The organism is Rhodococcus sp. AB351 (assembly GCF_049538275.1).
Lineage (GTDB): Bacteria > Actinomycetota > Actinomycetes > Mycobacteriales > Mycobacteriaceae > Rhodococcus.
Genome location: NZ_JBMVFW010000001.1, coordinates 1,250,450 through 1,263,318, shown reverse-complemented (window position 1 = coordinate 1,263,318; position 12,869 = coordinate 1,250,450). Strand labels below are relative to the sequence as shown.

The following is a 12,869-nucleotide window of genomic DNA, read 5'->3' as shown; positions in this document are numbered from 1 at the left end:
TTCGGTCAGATGCCGAGATCGCGGCGAAAACCGTCCGGCACGAAGACGTCGTCGGGGGTGAGCTCGTGGATCGAGTTCTTGCCCAGACCCATGAGGGCGGAACCGATTCCGCCGGACAGGATGTCGAGGACGTTCTCCACACCGGCCTGACCGTTCGCGGCCAGACCCCACAGGTACGCGCGGCCGATGAGCACGGCCCTGGCACCGAGCGCGATCGCCTTGACGACGTCGCTACCGCGGCGGATACCACCGTCGAGCAGCACCTCGACGTCCTTGCCCACCGCTTCGGCGATCGCCGGCAACGCCCGGATCGGTGCCGGGGTGCCGTCGAGGTTGTTGCCGCCGTGGTTGGACACCGAGATGGCGGTGACCCCGGCATCGACGGCGCGCTTGGCGTCGTCGACGCGCATGACGCCCTTGAGCATGAACGGCGCGTCGCCCCACTGCTCGCGCAGCCACGCGACGTCCTCCCAGGTGGGCAGGGGCGTGGTCATCCACTCGCCGTACGCACCGAAGAAGGTCGGGGCCTGACCCTCCGGCGGAGTGAGATTGGGGGTGGTCAGATCCGGCACCCCGCCGGTCTTCGCCCATTCGAGCAGCCACTTCGGGCGGGTGATGCCCTCGGGGGCGAACTTGATCATCGCCTCGAGATTCATCCGCTCCGGGATGGCGGGGCTGCCCCAGTCGCGACCGTTGGAGAACGACCAGTCCAGGGTCATGATCAGACCCTTCGCACCGGCGGCACGGGCACGTTCCATGCGCTGGATCAGCGTGTCGCGGCTGCCCACCCAGTACATCTGGAAGAAGGTCTTGTCGTTGACCGCCGCGACCTCCTCGATGGACTTGCTCGCGAACGACGACAGACCCATCGCCGTACCGCGGGCGGCGGCCGCGCGGGCCACGGCGACCTCACCGTCGGGGTGCACGGCCTGCACGCCGGTCGGCGAGATCATCACGGGCAGAGACACATCCTGGCCCATGATGGTCGTGGCCATCTCCCGCTTGTCGGACAGTCCCGCGACGTGCGGGGCGAATCCGAGTTCGCGGAAGGCGGTGGTGTTGTCGTCGACCGTGATGCCGGCCTCGGACCCGGCGACGAGCGCGCCGTAGACGGACTTGGGCAGGCGCTTACGGGCGCGCTGCTGTGCGATTGCGACGGTCTCGAACCACGGGTCCTGGGCCCACGGATTCTTCAACCAGGAAGGCTTGGCCATCGTCGGTCGTCTCCTCGGAAGATCTAGAGCCCTGCGAGCGGATTCTCGTCGCAGAACTTGGCGGGGGGTTTGGTGAGCAGGGTCAGCGGTACCGGGGCGGCCGGGGTGCGCCGTTCGGCGCGCTTTCCGGTACGCGAGTGGTCGACGCTCGACTGCGGCACGGTGCGCTCGGCCTCGAGCGCGGACTGTCCGTAGCCCTGCACGCATTCGGGATCGGGGCCGTCCATCGGCAGGCCGGTGAAGAACTTTGCGGCCATGCAACCGCCGCGGCACGCATCGAAGAAGTTGCACGACGCGCACGCACCGGCGGACTGCGGTTCGCGCAGCTCGCGGAACAGCTCGGAGTTCTTCCACACCGACGCGAAACCACCATCGGTGAGGATGTTCCCGGCGTGGAAGTTCTCGTGGATCGCGAACGGGCACGCGTAGACGTCGCCGACCGGATCGATCAGGCACACCACCCGTCCCGCGCCGCACAGGTTCAGTCCGGGCAGCGAGCCGCCGCCCTCGCCGCCGAAGGCGGACAGGTGGAAGAACGAGTCGCCGGTGAGCACGCCCTCGCCGTGGGCGACGAGCCAGTCGTAGAGCTGCCGCTGCTGCTCGTGGGTGGGATGCAGATCGTCCCACACGTCCACGGCGCGGCCGGACGGGCGCAGTCGCGTGATGCGCAGCGTCGCGCCGTAGCGGTCGGCGAGAGCCTTGAACTCGTCGAGCTGGTCGACGTTCTGGCGGGTGACGACGACGGAGATCTTCGCGTCGCGGAAACCCGCCTCGGACAGGTTCTCCAGCGCGCGCACGGCCATCGCGAACGAACCCGGCCCGCGCACGGCGTCGTTGACCTCGGCGGTGGCACCGTCGAGGGAGATCTGCACGTCGACGTAGTCGGAGGCGGCCAGCCGGGCGGCGACCTTCTTGTCGATGCGCACACCGTTGGTCGAGAACTTCACGCCCACCTGGTGTTCGGTGGCGTAGTCGACGAGTTCCCAGAAGTCGGATCGCACGGTGGGTTCGCCGCCACCGATGTTGACGTAGAAGACCTGCATGCGCTGCAGCTCGTCGATGATCGCCTTGCACTGTTCGGTCGACAGTTCGCGCGGGTCGCGCTTGCCCGACGAGGACAGGCAGTGCACGCACGAGAGGTTGCAGGCGTAGGTGAGCTCCCAGGTCAGGCAGATCGGGGCGTCGAGGCCCTTCTCGAACTGGTCGACGAGGCGGCCGACCTTGGGTGGGGCGGAGGTGGTGGGCGGTTCGAGCAGCGAGGTCATGGGCTGGTCCTTACAGACGTCAGGCAGGAACGATCATGTGCGAATCGGCCAGGGTGCCCAGGGCACGCACGTAGGGCCGCTCGGCGTTCTCGTCGATCCCGTGCGCTCGCAACGCTTCTCGCACCGAACCGTGGTCGCCGAGGGATCGGACGACGTCGACGATGACGGTGTTCTTCAGGAACGACAACTTGCGGGTGCCGAAGTGGTAGAGCAACGCCCCGAACGGCTCGGGGCGAAGCGCTACCTGCGGGTGGAGCCGCCAGCCGGCACCCGGATCGAACAACTCGGTGTCCATTGCTACGGGGGACACGTCGGTGGCTCCGGGCGCGGTCATGTCAGTACACGCCGCACATGCCGTCGATGGAAACCTCCTCGACGAGGGATTCCTCGATCAGATCGGATTCGATCACGGCGTTGTCACGATCGGACATGTTTCCTCCTCGGTTTCTTCTCCTGGATCGGAGTCGGTGGTCACAGTGGACTTGCGCTGTGAGCCGGTTCACTACTGTAATGACATCGAGTGCAGAATGTCACCCCTCCGGGAGGAAGAATGACGCGCAGCCGCGGGAAACCGTCCGCTCGGATAGGTCGCCGCCCGTCCACCTCGAAGGAGGAACTCGCCGCGATCGGCATCGAACTGTTCATGGAGGCGGGCTTCGACGAGACGAGCATCGACGACATCGCCGAGGCAGCCGGCATCGCGCGACGCACCTTCTTCCGCTACTTCCCGTCGAAGAACGAGGTGGCATGGGGGAACTTCGACGAACACCTCGCCGGCATGCGCGCGAGCCTCGAATCGATCCCCGAGGACGTTCCGCTCTCCGAAGCGCTGACCACCGCCCTGCACGACTTCAACACCTTCCCCGACAGCGAGGCCGAACGACACCGCGCGCGGATGGGGCTCATCCTGCACACGCCCGCGCTGCAGGGCTATTCGTCGGTGATGCACCAGGGCTGGAGACGTGTCGTCGCCGAGTTCGTCGCCCGTCGCACCGGGGCCGATCCCGACGACCACATCCCCCGCACCGTCGGCTATCTGCTGCTCGGTGTCGCGATTTCCGCCTACGAGGCGTGGCTCGACGAACCCGGATCGGATCTGCACGAATACCTGGCCATCGGGATGGGGACACTGACCGCCGGTCTCGACTACAGTGACCCGCACTCCCCTTCCACGTTGCCCCCTTCCACACCTCCGAAAAAGGTTGCGAAACAATGACCCTGCTCGATTCGCTCGCTCCCTGCAGCCCGGGCCGGTGGACACACGACCACGTGACGGTCGAACGCGTACCCGCCGGGCCGCTGAACGTCCGGCGGGAGGACGATAGGCTCCACGTCACGCATTCCCTCACGGCCGAGCAGCTCAGCGAGCGCCTCGTCGCCGAGGTGACCGCCTCGATCCAGGATGCCGAGTTCGGCCAGGACGAGTTCGAGCTGACGATGGTGGGACTCGTCCGCTCCACGGTGCCGGGCGCCCTCGACTCGTGGGTCACCTACTACCGCAACTCGCTCGGCGAACTGCTCGACGGTACAGCCGATTTCGCGCCCATCCACGATCGCGCGGCCGAACTCGTGCGTGGGAGCGTCCTCGATCTGGGGTCGTGTTTCGGTTTCCTGCCGCTGCGGCTAGCCGCCGCCGGCACCGCCGTCACCGCCACCGACATCCTGTCCGGCACGATGCGCCTGCTCGATGCGGTCGCACCGCGACTCGGACTGCACGTCGACACGCTCGTGTGCGACGCGGCGAACGTTCCGGTGCCCGACGACAGCGCCGACACCGTCACCGCGATCCACCTGCTCGAGCACGTCGACGACGCTCTCGGTGCCACGATCCTCGCCGAGGCCCTCCGAATCGCCCGGGAGCGGGTGGTGGTTGCGGTGCCGTTCGAGGACGAGGCGACGGCCTGCCACGGACACGTGCGCACCTTCGACCTGCCCGCGCTCGAGGAACTGGGCCGCAGCACGGGGCGTCCCTTCGAGGTGTTCGAACATCACGGCGGGTGGCTCGTCGTCGACTGATCCACCCGGGCGATCCGCCTGCGCGCCCATCCGTTTCCCGTCCGGCGACGAATACCCGGTGTGGACGGAAGGAGGTGGCGCGATGGACCAGATCGTCGAGAGCCACTTCGGCTGGACGACCCGCCGCGTCGTCCTCCCCCGCCGCGCTGCGGACCGGGAGATGTCATCGTCGTCGGGAGTGGTGACGGACTGTCGGCCGCTCCCCGAGCGACCGGACGTGCGGCTGCTCGTCTACCACGACGACGCGGACGACTCCGACTACGACGCCGTGGCGATCGGAAAGACCGAGGGCGTGAACGACATTCCGGTACTCACCACCGTCGAGGAGTGCCTGCTCGTCACCGCGGCACGGCCCGGGACGGGTCCCGCGATCGTGCTCGCCGCGCCGCCGGGTGAGGACGAGGGCCGGCGGGTCCGGGAGATCACCCGGCAGCTTCTCCGAGGCGGACCGTTACTGCGCCTGATCCTGTACACCGGCGCACTGTCGGTACTCGTGCCACTGCACTCGCCTGCTCCGACCGGACGCTGACGCGGTGTGGACGTCGGGTCCGTACTCGCCCGGGCGGACGTGGTCGACGAGCACGTGCTCGCGGTCGTACTCGCCTCCGCGCAACGGCCTGTACGGGATTCCGGGTTCCGACGACAAACCGGCGAGACGATCGTGGAGACGGCGCTCCTCGCGCAGGAAGGTCTCCTCGTCGAGCCGGTCGGCACTCGCGACGAGATGCGGTCGCAGTACCCGCATCCCGGTGTAGAAGCCCGTACCGTGCAGGAGCGGCCACAGCACGTGATCGATCGACCCGCTGATTCCGCGCGGTCCGAGCGCTGCGGCCCGATCGCCCGCCGTGACGACGGCGAGCATCGTTCTGCCGGCCAGTCCCCCGTCGCCGTACTTGCGGACGCGGCCACGCTCGTCGCGGACACCGAACGCGAAGCCGTTGGTGAACACGCGGTCGAACCATCCCTTCAGGATCGCCGGCATGCCGTACCACCACAGTGGGAAAGACACCACGAAGTGGTCGGCGGCGCGCAGCGCGTCCTGTTCGCGACGGATGTCGTCGGCGAGGAGCCCGGTGGCTGTGGCGTTCTTCTGCCGCTCCGACAACGTGCTCCCCGGCGCCGTACCGAAGTCGGCGTCGGCGAGCACCGGATTCCAGTTCATCGCGTAGAGATCCGAGATCGCGACGCGCGTGCCCGACTCGCGTAGTCGTGCCGCCCCCGAGCGGACGAGGGCGTGCCCCAGTGAGGCGTCGTCCGGATTCGCGTGCACCCACAGAACGCTGCCCTTCTCGACACTGCCCTTCTCGACACTGTCCTTTGCTGCACTGTTCTTCTCGGCCATGTATCCATAGTCTGGGGACGGGAACGGCATGGGAAGTACGCACTTTGCGATCACATACGGACCGAAAGGTAACCATCGGTGATGACCAGGGGATTCCGATGACACGGAAGGCCGTGGAGACGGCGATGCAGGTGTGCCCGGTGGAGATCGCCGTGGCGGTTCTCGGGGGCGCGTGGAAGCTCACGGTCGTCAAGAACCTGATCGACGGGCCCTGCCGGTTCGGCGAACTGGGCCGGCGGGTCGGTCCCGTCAGCGCGCGGGTGCTCACCCGGCAGCTCCGCGAACTGGAGGCCGACGGGATCGTGTCGCGCACGGTCTTCGCCGAGGTGCCGCCGCGGGTGGAGTACGAACTGACCGAGCTCGGCCGGACCCTCGAGCCGGCCGTCGCGTGGCTCGACGACTGGGGTGCGGCCTACAGCAGCAGGCTCACCGCCCGCAGCTGAGTGCCGGAAGGGGCCGGGCGGTCAGATGAGCCCCTGCTTGCTGGCGGCGTAGACCGCCTCGGCCCGGCGGCTCACCCCGAGCTTGCGCATGATGTTGCTGACGTGGAACTTCACGGTGGTGGCCGAGATGAACAGCTGCTCACCGATCTTCACGTTGGACATGCCGGCGGCGAGAAGCTTCAGCACCTCGAGTTCGCGGCCGGTCAACTGTTCGGCGGATGTGCCCTGCCCGTTGAGTGAACGCACGACCGCCGCCGCGCTGCGCGAGTCGAAGGCGCTCTCACCGCGGGAAACCGCCCGGATGGCGCGCACCAACTCGGTGGTGTCGACGTCCTTGACGACGTAACCACGCGCGCCCGCGTGCACCGCCCGCACGACGAGTTGTTCGTCGAGGAAGGTCGTGAGCACGAGCAGACCGATGCCCGGATGCGCCGAGGACAGCCGCCCGCACAATCCCAGTCCCTCGAAGTCCGATCCGGCCGAGAGCTTGAGATCGAGCAGCACGATGTCGGGGCGCATGCGGTCGACGAGCACGAGCGCCTCCACGTCCGTCGAGGCCTCCCCCACCACTTCGAGATCCGGTTCGCGGTCGAGGATCGAGCGGAGTCCCTGGCGGAGGATCGCGTGGTCGTCGACGAGTGCGATGCGCACCGTGCCGGGCCGCGCCCGCGGGGTCGCCTGCGGCGGCGTGACGGTCATGACGGTTCTCCCACCTGTTGAGCTACAGCATTGTCCTGCAACGGGATCCGGGCCGCGATCCGCACTCCACCGAACCGGGAACGACGCACCTCGAGCGTGCCGCCGAGTTCGCGGGCGCGGGCCTGCATGTTCGCGAGACCGCGATGGCTCCCGTCGAGATCGTTGGCGGCGAGTCGCAGCATCACCCGCAGACGCGCCGGGTCGCCGTCGCCGTCGTCGGCCACCGACAGCAGGACCGCATCGCGTCCGTAACTCAGCCGCAGCACCACGCGACTCGCGTTGGCGTGCACCGCCGCGTTGAACAACGCTTCGCCGGCGATCCGGAGCAGAGCGTGCTCGGCCTCGCCGCTCAACTCGACCGGTGTGCCGCCCATCCTCGTCTTGACCTCGAGTTCACCCGGCATGTGGGCCACGCTGAGCTGTTCGAGCATCTCCGGCAACGACATCCGTTCGGAATCGGACGGCCGGTTCAGCGCGTAGATCGCCGACCGCAACTGCTCGACGGCACCGCGGGTGAGTTCCTTGGCGAGGTCGAGTCGTTCGCTGCGTTCGGCGTCGGGAATGTCGCTGCGGCACACCTCGATCTGCATGCCCGCCGAGAGCACGGCCTGCGTGACGCTGTCGTGGAGTTCGCGCGCGATGCGGTGGCGTTCCTCGTCGAGCGCCTGGTTCCGGTGGGCGACGCCCAGCTGCCGCTGCGTGAGAGCGAGTTTCTTCAGGGTCGCTTCGAGTTCCTCGTTGCGTGCCTGCAGATCGGCGGCGGAGCGGTTCGCTTCGCGGTACGCCTGTTCGGCGCGTTCGAGCAGGAGTTGTCCGCGTTGGTAGAGCGCGGAGTTCTGCAGCGCAACCGCGGTCTGGCTGGCGAGGATCGACAGGACGGCGCGGTCGGTGGTGTCGAGGACGCGGTGGTCCGGCGTCCACGCGGCGATGGCACCGGCGACTCCCCCGTCGAGGACGATGGGCACGAACGCGTGGTGGTTCTCGACCAGCTCGCGACGTTCGACGGCACCGGTGCGCACGGCGTCGAGCAGTGCCACGACCTCGTCGGGCAGGGGCGGACCCTCGACGTTGTCGACGAGGAAGGGGGTGGCGTCGGGGCCGAGCACGAGCCTGCGCGGCCCGGCATCGGGCAGGACACCGTCGGCGAGGGCGAAGGCAACCCACGTCGCGCTCAGGTGCGCACGGGCGGCTTCGGCGACGGCGCAGATGAGCGTCTCCGGCCCCTCGACCGTGCGGACCAATGCCCGGGAGATCAGTTCGAGTGCGTGGACGACGCGTTCGAGTCGTTCGGCGGCGCCGCGGTATTGCGGATAGAAGGTCGACTTCCCGGAGCGGAGTCCGGTCAGTGCCGACAGGTCGGGAGCACTCACAGCGCCGTCCGGAACAAGTCGATCATCTGGTCGCGGGTCGCGGTGCGCGGATTCGTCGACATGCACGCGTCGCGCAGTGCTCCCTCGGCGAGTCGCGGCAGGTCTTCCTCCCGCACACCGAGTTGGCGCAGTCCGCGCGGCACGCCCACCTGGCGGGCGAGGGCGTCGATGCGCGACGCGACGGCCTCGACGGCCTCGGGCGCGGCACCGCGCGCCTCCTCCAGACCGAGGGCCGCGGCGATCTGGACGAACGGCTCGGGATCGTCTGCACCGTTGAACCGGATGACGTGCGGCAGCAGCACCCCGTTGATGACCCCGTGCGGCAGGTCGAGCAGACCGCCGACCTGATGGCTCATCGCGTGGGCGGCACCGAGGATCGCGTTGGTGAACGCGAGTCCGGCCTCGAGACTGGCCTGGGCCATGGTGGCGCGAGCGGGCATGTAGGTCGGGTCGTCGATCGTGCGCACGAGCGTGCCGGTGACCATGCCGACCGCCCGCAGTGCGTGATGGTCGGTGAGGGGGTTGTGGGCGCGGGAGACGAACGCCTCGATGCCGTGGGTGAGGGCGTCGAGTCCGGTGGCGGCGTTGAGGTCGTCGGGCATGGTGGTGAGCAGTCGCGGATCGATCACCGTGAGGTCGGGGACGAGCGACCGGCCGATGATGGTGATCTTACTGCCGCGCGCGGTGTCGGTGACCACGCAGAACTGGGAGACGTCGGCTCCCGTCCCGGACGTCGACGGCACCATGACCATCGGCGGGATGGGCAACGGCGCTCGGTCGACGCCCTCGTAGTCGAGGATGTTGCCGCCGTTGGCGGCGAGGATCGCGACACCCTTCGCAGCGTCGATCACCGAGCCACCGCCCAGCGCGACGAGGACGTCGCAGCCCCGCGACCGGTACAGCTCGTGGCCGGCCGCGACCTCGTGGTCCTTGGGGTTGGGGGTGAGACCGGCCCACACGGTGGCGTCGACCCCCTGGTCACGCAGGTGCTGCAGGAGTTCGTCGACCCAGCCGGCCTCGATCAGCCCCGGGTCGGTGACGAGCATGGGGCGGACACCGCCGAGCCGGACCGCGGCGTGGGCCGCTTCGACGAGCGAGCCCTCCCCGAAGACGATCTCGGGAGCATGGAACTTGACCAGGGCCGGCCCCGAAGCGGGGTGGTCGTCCCGAGGGGTCGCGGAAGCACGGGGATGGGTCGTGTTCTGGTGTCCCGGCATGACGACGGCCACTGTTCACTCCTGACGATCCGCACGATCCGCGCACCTGTGTGATCCAGCTTACGGTGCACGGGTTGTCGGGCGGAGCGGGCACGGGACGCACCGGACCGATGGCGAGGTCGGCACCTATCCGACAGGGTAGGTCACCGAAGCGGGTCGGCGCGCGGCGGATCGCCCCCTACGGCGTGCACCGATACATCGACAGTCCTGCGCCGATACGTCGACAGTTCTGCGCCGATACGTCACTGCCCGCCGGTATCGCCCATCACGGCGCCCTCGCGGCGGGGGTCGGCGCCACCGACCCATCCCTGCCCCTGACGCAGCAGCGCGCTCAGTCCACTGGACTGCGGGGCGACGGACACCTCGTGGCCCATGTCGCGGAGCTGCTGCACGAGCGGATCGTTCGCTCCGTCGTCGGCACCGTCGATCGCCGGATGTTCGCCGCCGACCCCGGTGACGGGGGTGTTCGCGGCGCCGAACGACACGGCCGAGACGGCCTGCTGCGGGTCGAGGCCCCAGTCGAGGGTGTTCACGAGCGTCTTGACGACGAACTGGATGATCACCGAACCGCCCGGCGACCCGACCACCATCCGGATGTCGCCGCGACCACCGTCGGGTGTGCGTTCGAAGACGAGCGTCGGGGCCATCGAGCTGCGCGGCCGCTTGCCGGGTTCGACGCGGTTGGCGACGGGCAGTCCCTCCTCGTCGACCGGTTCGGCCGAGAAATCCGTGAGCTGGTTGTTGAGCAGGAAGCCGTCGGTCATGTGGAACGAGCCGAAGGCCGACTCGATCGTGGTCGTCATGGACGCGACGTTGCCGTAGCTGTCCGCGACCGAGATGTGGCTGGTGCCGTGCTCGGGGCTCTGCGGCGGCATACCGAGCGGGACCGGACCGAAGTCGCCGGGCTGCGCCTCGCCCATGCTCTTGCCGGGATCGATCAGCCCTGCGCGTTCGGACAGGTAGTCCGGGTTCACCAGGGTCTCCAGTGAGCCGCCCGGCAGGGGGACGAAATCGGCGTCGGCGACGTACTTGTCGCGATCGGCGTAGGCGAGTCGTTCGGCCTCGGAGATCAGGTGCACCGCGTCCGCGTCGGGGACGCCGCCGTCGGCGTCGACATCACCCGGCGGCAGCGACGCGAGGTCGAAGTTCTCGAGGATGCCGAGTGTCGCCGCGACCGCCATGCCACCGGAGGACGGATTGGGCATGCCGCAGATCTCGTACTCGCGGTAGGGGGTGCACAGCGGTTGCCGTTCCTTCGCCTGGTAGACGGCGAGATCCTCGAGGCTCATCGTTCCGGGTGTACGCCCGCCGGAATCGGTGCCGGTGGACTCGACGATGCCGGCCGCGATGTCACCGGTGTAGAAGGCATTCGCGCCGTCGGTGGCGATCGCCGAGAGCGTCTTGGCCATGGCGGGATTCGTGAGGGTCTCACCCGCGGCCTTGGGTGAGCCGTCGGCCTGCAGGAAGTAGGCGCGCGCCTCGTCGTCGACGGCGAGCTGTTCGGCGGAATCGGCGATCGACTGCGCCAGGCGGTCGCTGATCACGATGCCCTGGTCGGCGAGATCGATGGCGGGGCGGAACAACTCGCCCCAGGCGGCGTTCCCGTGTTCCGCGTGGACGGTTTCGAGCATCCGCACGACGCCGGGCACGCCGATCGACCGGCCGCTCGCACGCGCGTCGGGGCGGGGTTCGGTGCGATCGGTGTCGCTGATCCAGCGCAGGTAGTTCTCGGTCGCGGACATCGGTGCCGTCTCGCGGCCGTCGTATGCCTTCACTTCACCGGACGCGGCGTCGTAGTAGACCAGGAACGCTCCACCACCGATACCCGAGGACTGGGGCTCGACGAGGCCGAGAACCATCTGGGCGGCGACGAGTGCGTCGGCTGCGGTCCCGCCGTCGCGCAGGACCTCACACGCTGCTTCGGTGGAGACGGGATTGGCCGTCGACACGGCGAAGGAGGAGGTGGTCACCGCTGTCATGCCGGCGCGGTAACCGGTCGCGATCTCGGGGTTCGTGGAGATGTCGCGATCCCCGGTCTCCGTCGGCTGCGTGTCGGTGATCGGGGTGCCGTTCGGTTCGGCGGTGCAGGTCGCGGCCGCCGCGGTCTCCTGCACATCGGCGGCACCGTCGGATTCCGTATCGCCGGACGCGGACGTACACGCGCCGAGGAGGGTGATCGAGACGGTCGCGGCGAAGGCCGCGCGGACACCGGACCGGACTCTCGAGGGCAGGACCATTCCCCGACCGTAACCGGGCGCGTGAGTGGCCGTAGGGAATTCGACCGCGATCGGCTCGCGTCCGTGCGCCGGACCCCTTGACGCGGCCGGCCCCCGGGGAGCATCCTTTATTCAACCGGATGGTTGATAAACCGGAAGGTTCACAAAGCGGAGGCGATCGTGTACGACGACGAGACGGACGACACCGCACTCGACCTGGCGTTCACCGCACTGGCCGATCCGGTCCGCCGCTGCATCGTCGCCCGGCTCAGCCGGGGCCCGGCCACGGTCACCGAACTCGCGGAACCCTTCGAGATCACCACGCAGGCGATCTCGAAACACATTCGGGTGCTCGAACACGCCGGTCTCGTCACGCGCACGCGCGACGCCCAGCGCCGGCCCGTCCATCTGAACCCTGCACGGCTGGAGATGCTGACCTCCTGGATCGACCGCTACCGGTTGGTGAAGGAGCAGCAGTTCCGCGATCTCGACGCCGTGCTGGCCCGGGAAGCGGCCCCCGATCGTCCACGGGGTGTGTAGCCCACCCCGATCCTCACAGTGTGCACAGCGCACCCCGGTCTCCGGAGGACCATCATGACCAGCAACGCAGTCACCCTCTCGATCCCCGAGGGCGTCCCCTTCATCGACTACGAACGGGAGTTCGATTTCCCCCTCGAGGACGTCTTCCGCGCCCACAAGGACCCCGATCTCGTCGCGCAGTGGCTCGGCCCGCGCGGCATGGAGATGAAGATCGAGGAGTACGACCTCCGCACCGGTGGTTCGTACCGCTACGAACACTCCGACGACGGCGGCAGCTACCGCTTCGCGGGTGTCTTCCACACCGTGCGCGAGAAAGAGCTCATCGTCCAGACCTTCGAATATCTCGGATTCCCGGATGTAGTGAGCCTCGAGACGCTCACCTTCGTCGACCTCGGGAACGGCCGCTGCAAGCTGGTCGGCCATTCCGTGTACCCGAGCCAGGAGGCCCGCGACGGCATGGCGGAATCGGGTATGGAGACCGGCCTGACCGAGGGCTTCGAACGACTCGAGGAGCTGCTGGCCGGGTCCGCGACACGGTGAGCGCCGC

15 protein-coding genes are annotated in these 12,869 nt (G+C 68.5%); 6 read left to right on the top strand and 9 right to left on the bottom strand.

Translation table 11 applies throughout. The features are described from left to right. Window positions 1–5: 5 nt before the first annotated feature. The 4 genes from mftD to mftA are packed head-to-tail and all read right to left on the bottom strand — an operon-like array spanning window position 6 to window position 2,910. Window positions 6–1,214 carry a pre-mycofactocin synthase MftD gene (mftD, locus tag ACPCXD_RS05920; protein WP_016696154.1) on the bottom strand — a complete coding sequence of 403 codons (1,209 nt, stop codon included), beginning with the start codon at window positions 1,212–1,214 and terminating at the stop codon, window positions 6–8. Between the two features lie 23 nt (window positions 1,215–1,237). Continuing rightward, window positions 1,238–2,479 (bottom strand): mycofactocin radical SAM maturase, encoded by a 1,242-nt coding sequence (gene mftC / locus ACPCXD_RS05915; protein WP_059383270.1) that lies wholly within the window; start codon window positions 2,477–2,479, stop codon window positions 1,238–1,240. A 19-nt stretch (window positions 2,480–2,498) separates the two neighbouring features. Beyond that, a complete protein-coding gene (mftB, locus tag ACPCXD_RS05910) occupies window positions 2,499–2,813 on the bottom strand; it encodes a mycofactocin biosynthesis chaperone MftB (RefSeq protein WP_037192610.1) in 315 nt (104 codons plus the stop codon). 1 nt (window position 2,814) lies between these two features. Beyond that, on the bottom strand, window positions 2,815–2,910 hold the full coding sequence (mftA, locus tag ACPCXD_RS05905) for a mycofactocin precursor MftA (protein WP_006553546.1): 96 nt from the start codon (window positions 2,908–2,910) through the stop codon (window positions 2,815–2,817). Window positions 2,911–3,029: 119 nt separating this feature from the next. Between mftA and mftR the strand changes: the two genes are divergently transcribed. The 3 genes from mftR to ACPCXD_RS05890 all read left to right on the top strand — a co-directional run bounded on the left by mftR (window position 3,030) and on the right by ACPCXD_RS05890 (window position 5,024). Beyond that, a complete protein-coding gene (gene mftR, locus ACPCXD_RS05900; RefSeq protein ID WP_423658773.1) occupies window positions 3,030–3,695 on the top strand; it encodes a mycofactocin system transcriptional regulator MftR in 666 nt (221 codons plus the stop codon). Next, window positions 3,692–4,495 carry a mycofactocin oligosaccharide methyltransferase MftM gene (mftM, locus tag ACPCXD_RS05895; RefSeq protein WP_160875221.1) on the top strand — a complete coding sequence of 268 codons (804 nt, stop codon included), beginning with the start codon at window positions 3,692–3,694 and terminating at the stop codon, window positions 4,493–4,495. The genes mftR and mftM overlap by 4 nt, the downstream gene beginning before the upstream one ends. An 82-nt stretch (window positions 4,496–4,577) precedes the next feature. Next, complete coding sequence (locus ACPCXD_RS05890; protein ID WP_160875223.1) at window positions 4,578–5,024, top strand: hypothetical protein; 447 nt, start codon at window positions 4,578–4,580, stop codon at window positions 5,022–5,024. On the opposite strand, the gene ACPCXD_RS05885 is transcribed toward ACPCXD_RS05890, so the two are convergent. Further along, window positions 4,947–5,837 carry an NAD(P)H-dependent oxidoreductase gene (locus ACPCXD_RS05885; RefSeq protein ID WP_423658770.1) on the bottom strand — a complete coding sequence of 297 codons (891 nt, stop codon included), beginning with the start codon at window positions 5,835–5,837 and terminating at the stop codon, window positions 4,947–4,949. The two genes, ACPCXD_RS05890 and ACPCXD_RS05885, sit on opposite strands and share 78 nt — an antisense overlap. 98 nt (window positions 5,838–5,935) lie before the next feature. On the opposite strand from ACPCXD_RS05885, the gene ACPCXD_RS05880 reads away from it, so the two are divergent. After that, complete coding sequence (locus ACPCXD_RS05880; protein WP_060650750.1) at window positions 5,936–6,280, top strand: winged helix-turn-helix transcriptional regulator; 345 nt, start codon at window positions 5,936–5,938, stop codon at window positions 6,278–6,280. A gap of 21 nt (window positions 6,281–6,301) precedes the next feature. Here the strand turns inward: ACPCXD_RS05880 and ACPCXD_RS05875 are convergent, their stop codons facing one another. From ACPCXD_RS05875 to ggt, 4 genes are all read right to left on the bottom strand, one after another. Continuing rightward, window positions 6,302–6,979: a MadR family response regulator transcription factor gene (locus tag ACPCXD_RS05875; protein ID WP_258258738.1), complete on the bottom strand. Its 678-nt coding sequence runs from the start codon at window positions 6,977–6,979 to the stop codon at window positions 6,302–6,304. Then, window positions 6,976–8,349: a MadS family sensor histidine kinase gene (locus ACPCXD_RS05870; protein WP_194699644.1), complete on the bottom strand. Its 1,374-nt coding sequence runs from the start codon at window positions 8,347–8,349 to the stop codon at window positions 6,976–6,978. Before ACPCXD_RS05870 ends, ACPCXD_RS05875 begins: the two co-directional genes overlap by 4 nt. Further along, window positions 8,346–9,578 carry an iron-containing alcohol dehydrogenase gene (locus ACPCXD_RS05865; RefSeq protein ID WP_258258741.1) on the bottom strand — a complete coding sequence of 411 codons (1,233 nt, stop codon included), beginning with the start codon at window positions 9,576–9,578 and terminating at the stop codon, window positions 8,346–8,348. The genes ACPCXD_RS05870 and ACPCXD_RS05865 overlap by 4 nt, the downstream gene beginning before the upstream one ends. A gap of 230 nt (window positions 9,579–9,808) precedes the next feature. Further along, the gene (gene ggt, locus ACPCXD_RS05860) at window positions 9,809–11,803 is read right to left on the bottom strand and encodes a gamma-glutamyltransferase (protein ID WP_229565317.1); all 1,995 of its coding nucleotides are present in this window, start codon (window positions 11,801–11,803) and stop codon (window positions 9,809–9,811) included. Between the two features lie 159 nt (window positions 11,804–11,962). Here ggt and ACPCXD_RS05855 point away from each other — a divergent pair, with 159 nt between their 5' ends. After that, entirely contained in the window at window positions 11,963–12,322 is a 360-nt protein-coding gene (locus ACPCXD_RS05855) for an ArsR/SmtB family transcription factor (protein ID WP_016690909.1), read from the top strand. A gap of 54 nt (window positions 12,323–12,376) precedes the next feature. Next, a complete protein-coding gene (locus ACPCXD_RS05850; protein ID WP_229565319.1) occupies window positions 12,377–12,862 on the top strand; it encodes an SRPBCC family protein in 486 nt (161 codons plus the stop codon). The last annotated feature ends 7 nt before the right edge of the window (window positions 12,863–12,869 follow it).

Bases quoted from the DNA above. Each gene is read 5' to 3' on its own strand.
- mftC (WP_059383270.1), bottom strand. From the start codon at position 2,479: ATGACCTCGCTGCTCGAACCGCCCACCACCTCCGCCCCACCCAAGGTC.
- mftM (WP_160875221.1), top strand. From the start codon at position 3,692: ATGACCCTGCTCGATTCGCTCGCTCCCTGCAGCCCGGGCCGGTGGACA.
- ACPCXD_RS05880 (WP_060650750.1), top strand. From the start codon at position 5,936: ATGACACGGAAGGCCGTGGAGACGGCGATGCAGGTGTGCCCGGTGGAG.
- mftA (WP_006553546.1), bottom strand. From the start codon at position 2,910: ATGTCCGATCGTGACAACGCCGTGATCGAATCCGATCTGATCGAGGAA.
- ACPCXD_RS05890 (WP_160875223.1), top strand. From the start codon at position 4,578: ATGGACCAGATCGTCGAGAGCCACTTCGGCTGGACGACCCGCCGCGTC.
- ACPCXD_RS05885 (WP_423658770.1), bottom strand. From the start codon at position 5,837: ATGGCCGAGAAGAACAGTGCAGCAAAGGACAGTGTCGAGAAGGGCAGT.
- mftR (WP_423658773.1), top strand. From the start codon at position 3,030: ATGACGCGCAGCCGCGGGAAACCGTCCGCTCGGATAGGTCGCCGCCCG.
- mftD (WP_016696154.1), bottom strand. From the start codon at position 1,214: ATGGCCAAGCCTTCCTGGTTGAAGAATCCGTGGGCCCAGGACCCGTGG.
- ggt (WP_229565317.1), bottom strand. From the start codon at position 11,803: ATGGTCCTGCCCTCGAGAGTCCGGTCCGGTGTCCGCGCGGCCTTCGCC.
- mftB (WP_037192610.1), bottom strand. From the start codon at position 2,813: ATGACCGCGCCCGGAGCCACCGACGTGTCCCCCGTAGCAATGGACACC.
- ACPCXD_RS05850 (WP_229565319.1), top strand. From the start codon at position 12,377: ATGACCAGCAACGCAGTCACCCTCTCGATCCCCGAGGGCGTCCCCTTC.
- ACPCXD_RS05875 (WP_258258738.1), bottom strand. From the start codon at position 6,979: ATGACCGTCACGCCGCCGCAGGCGACCCCGCGGGCGCGGCCCGGCACG.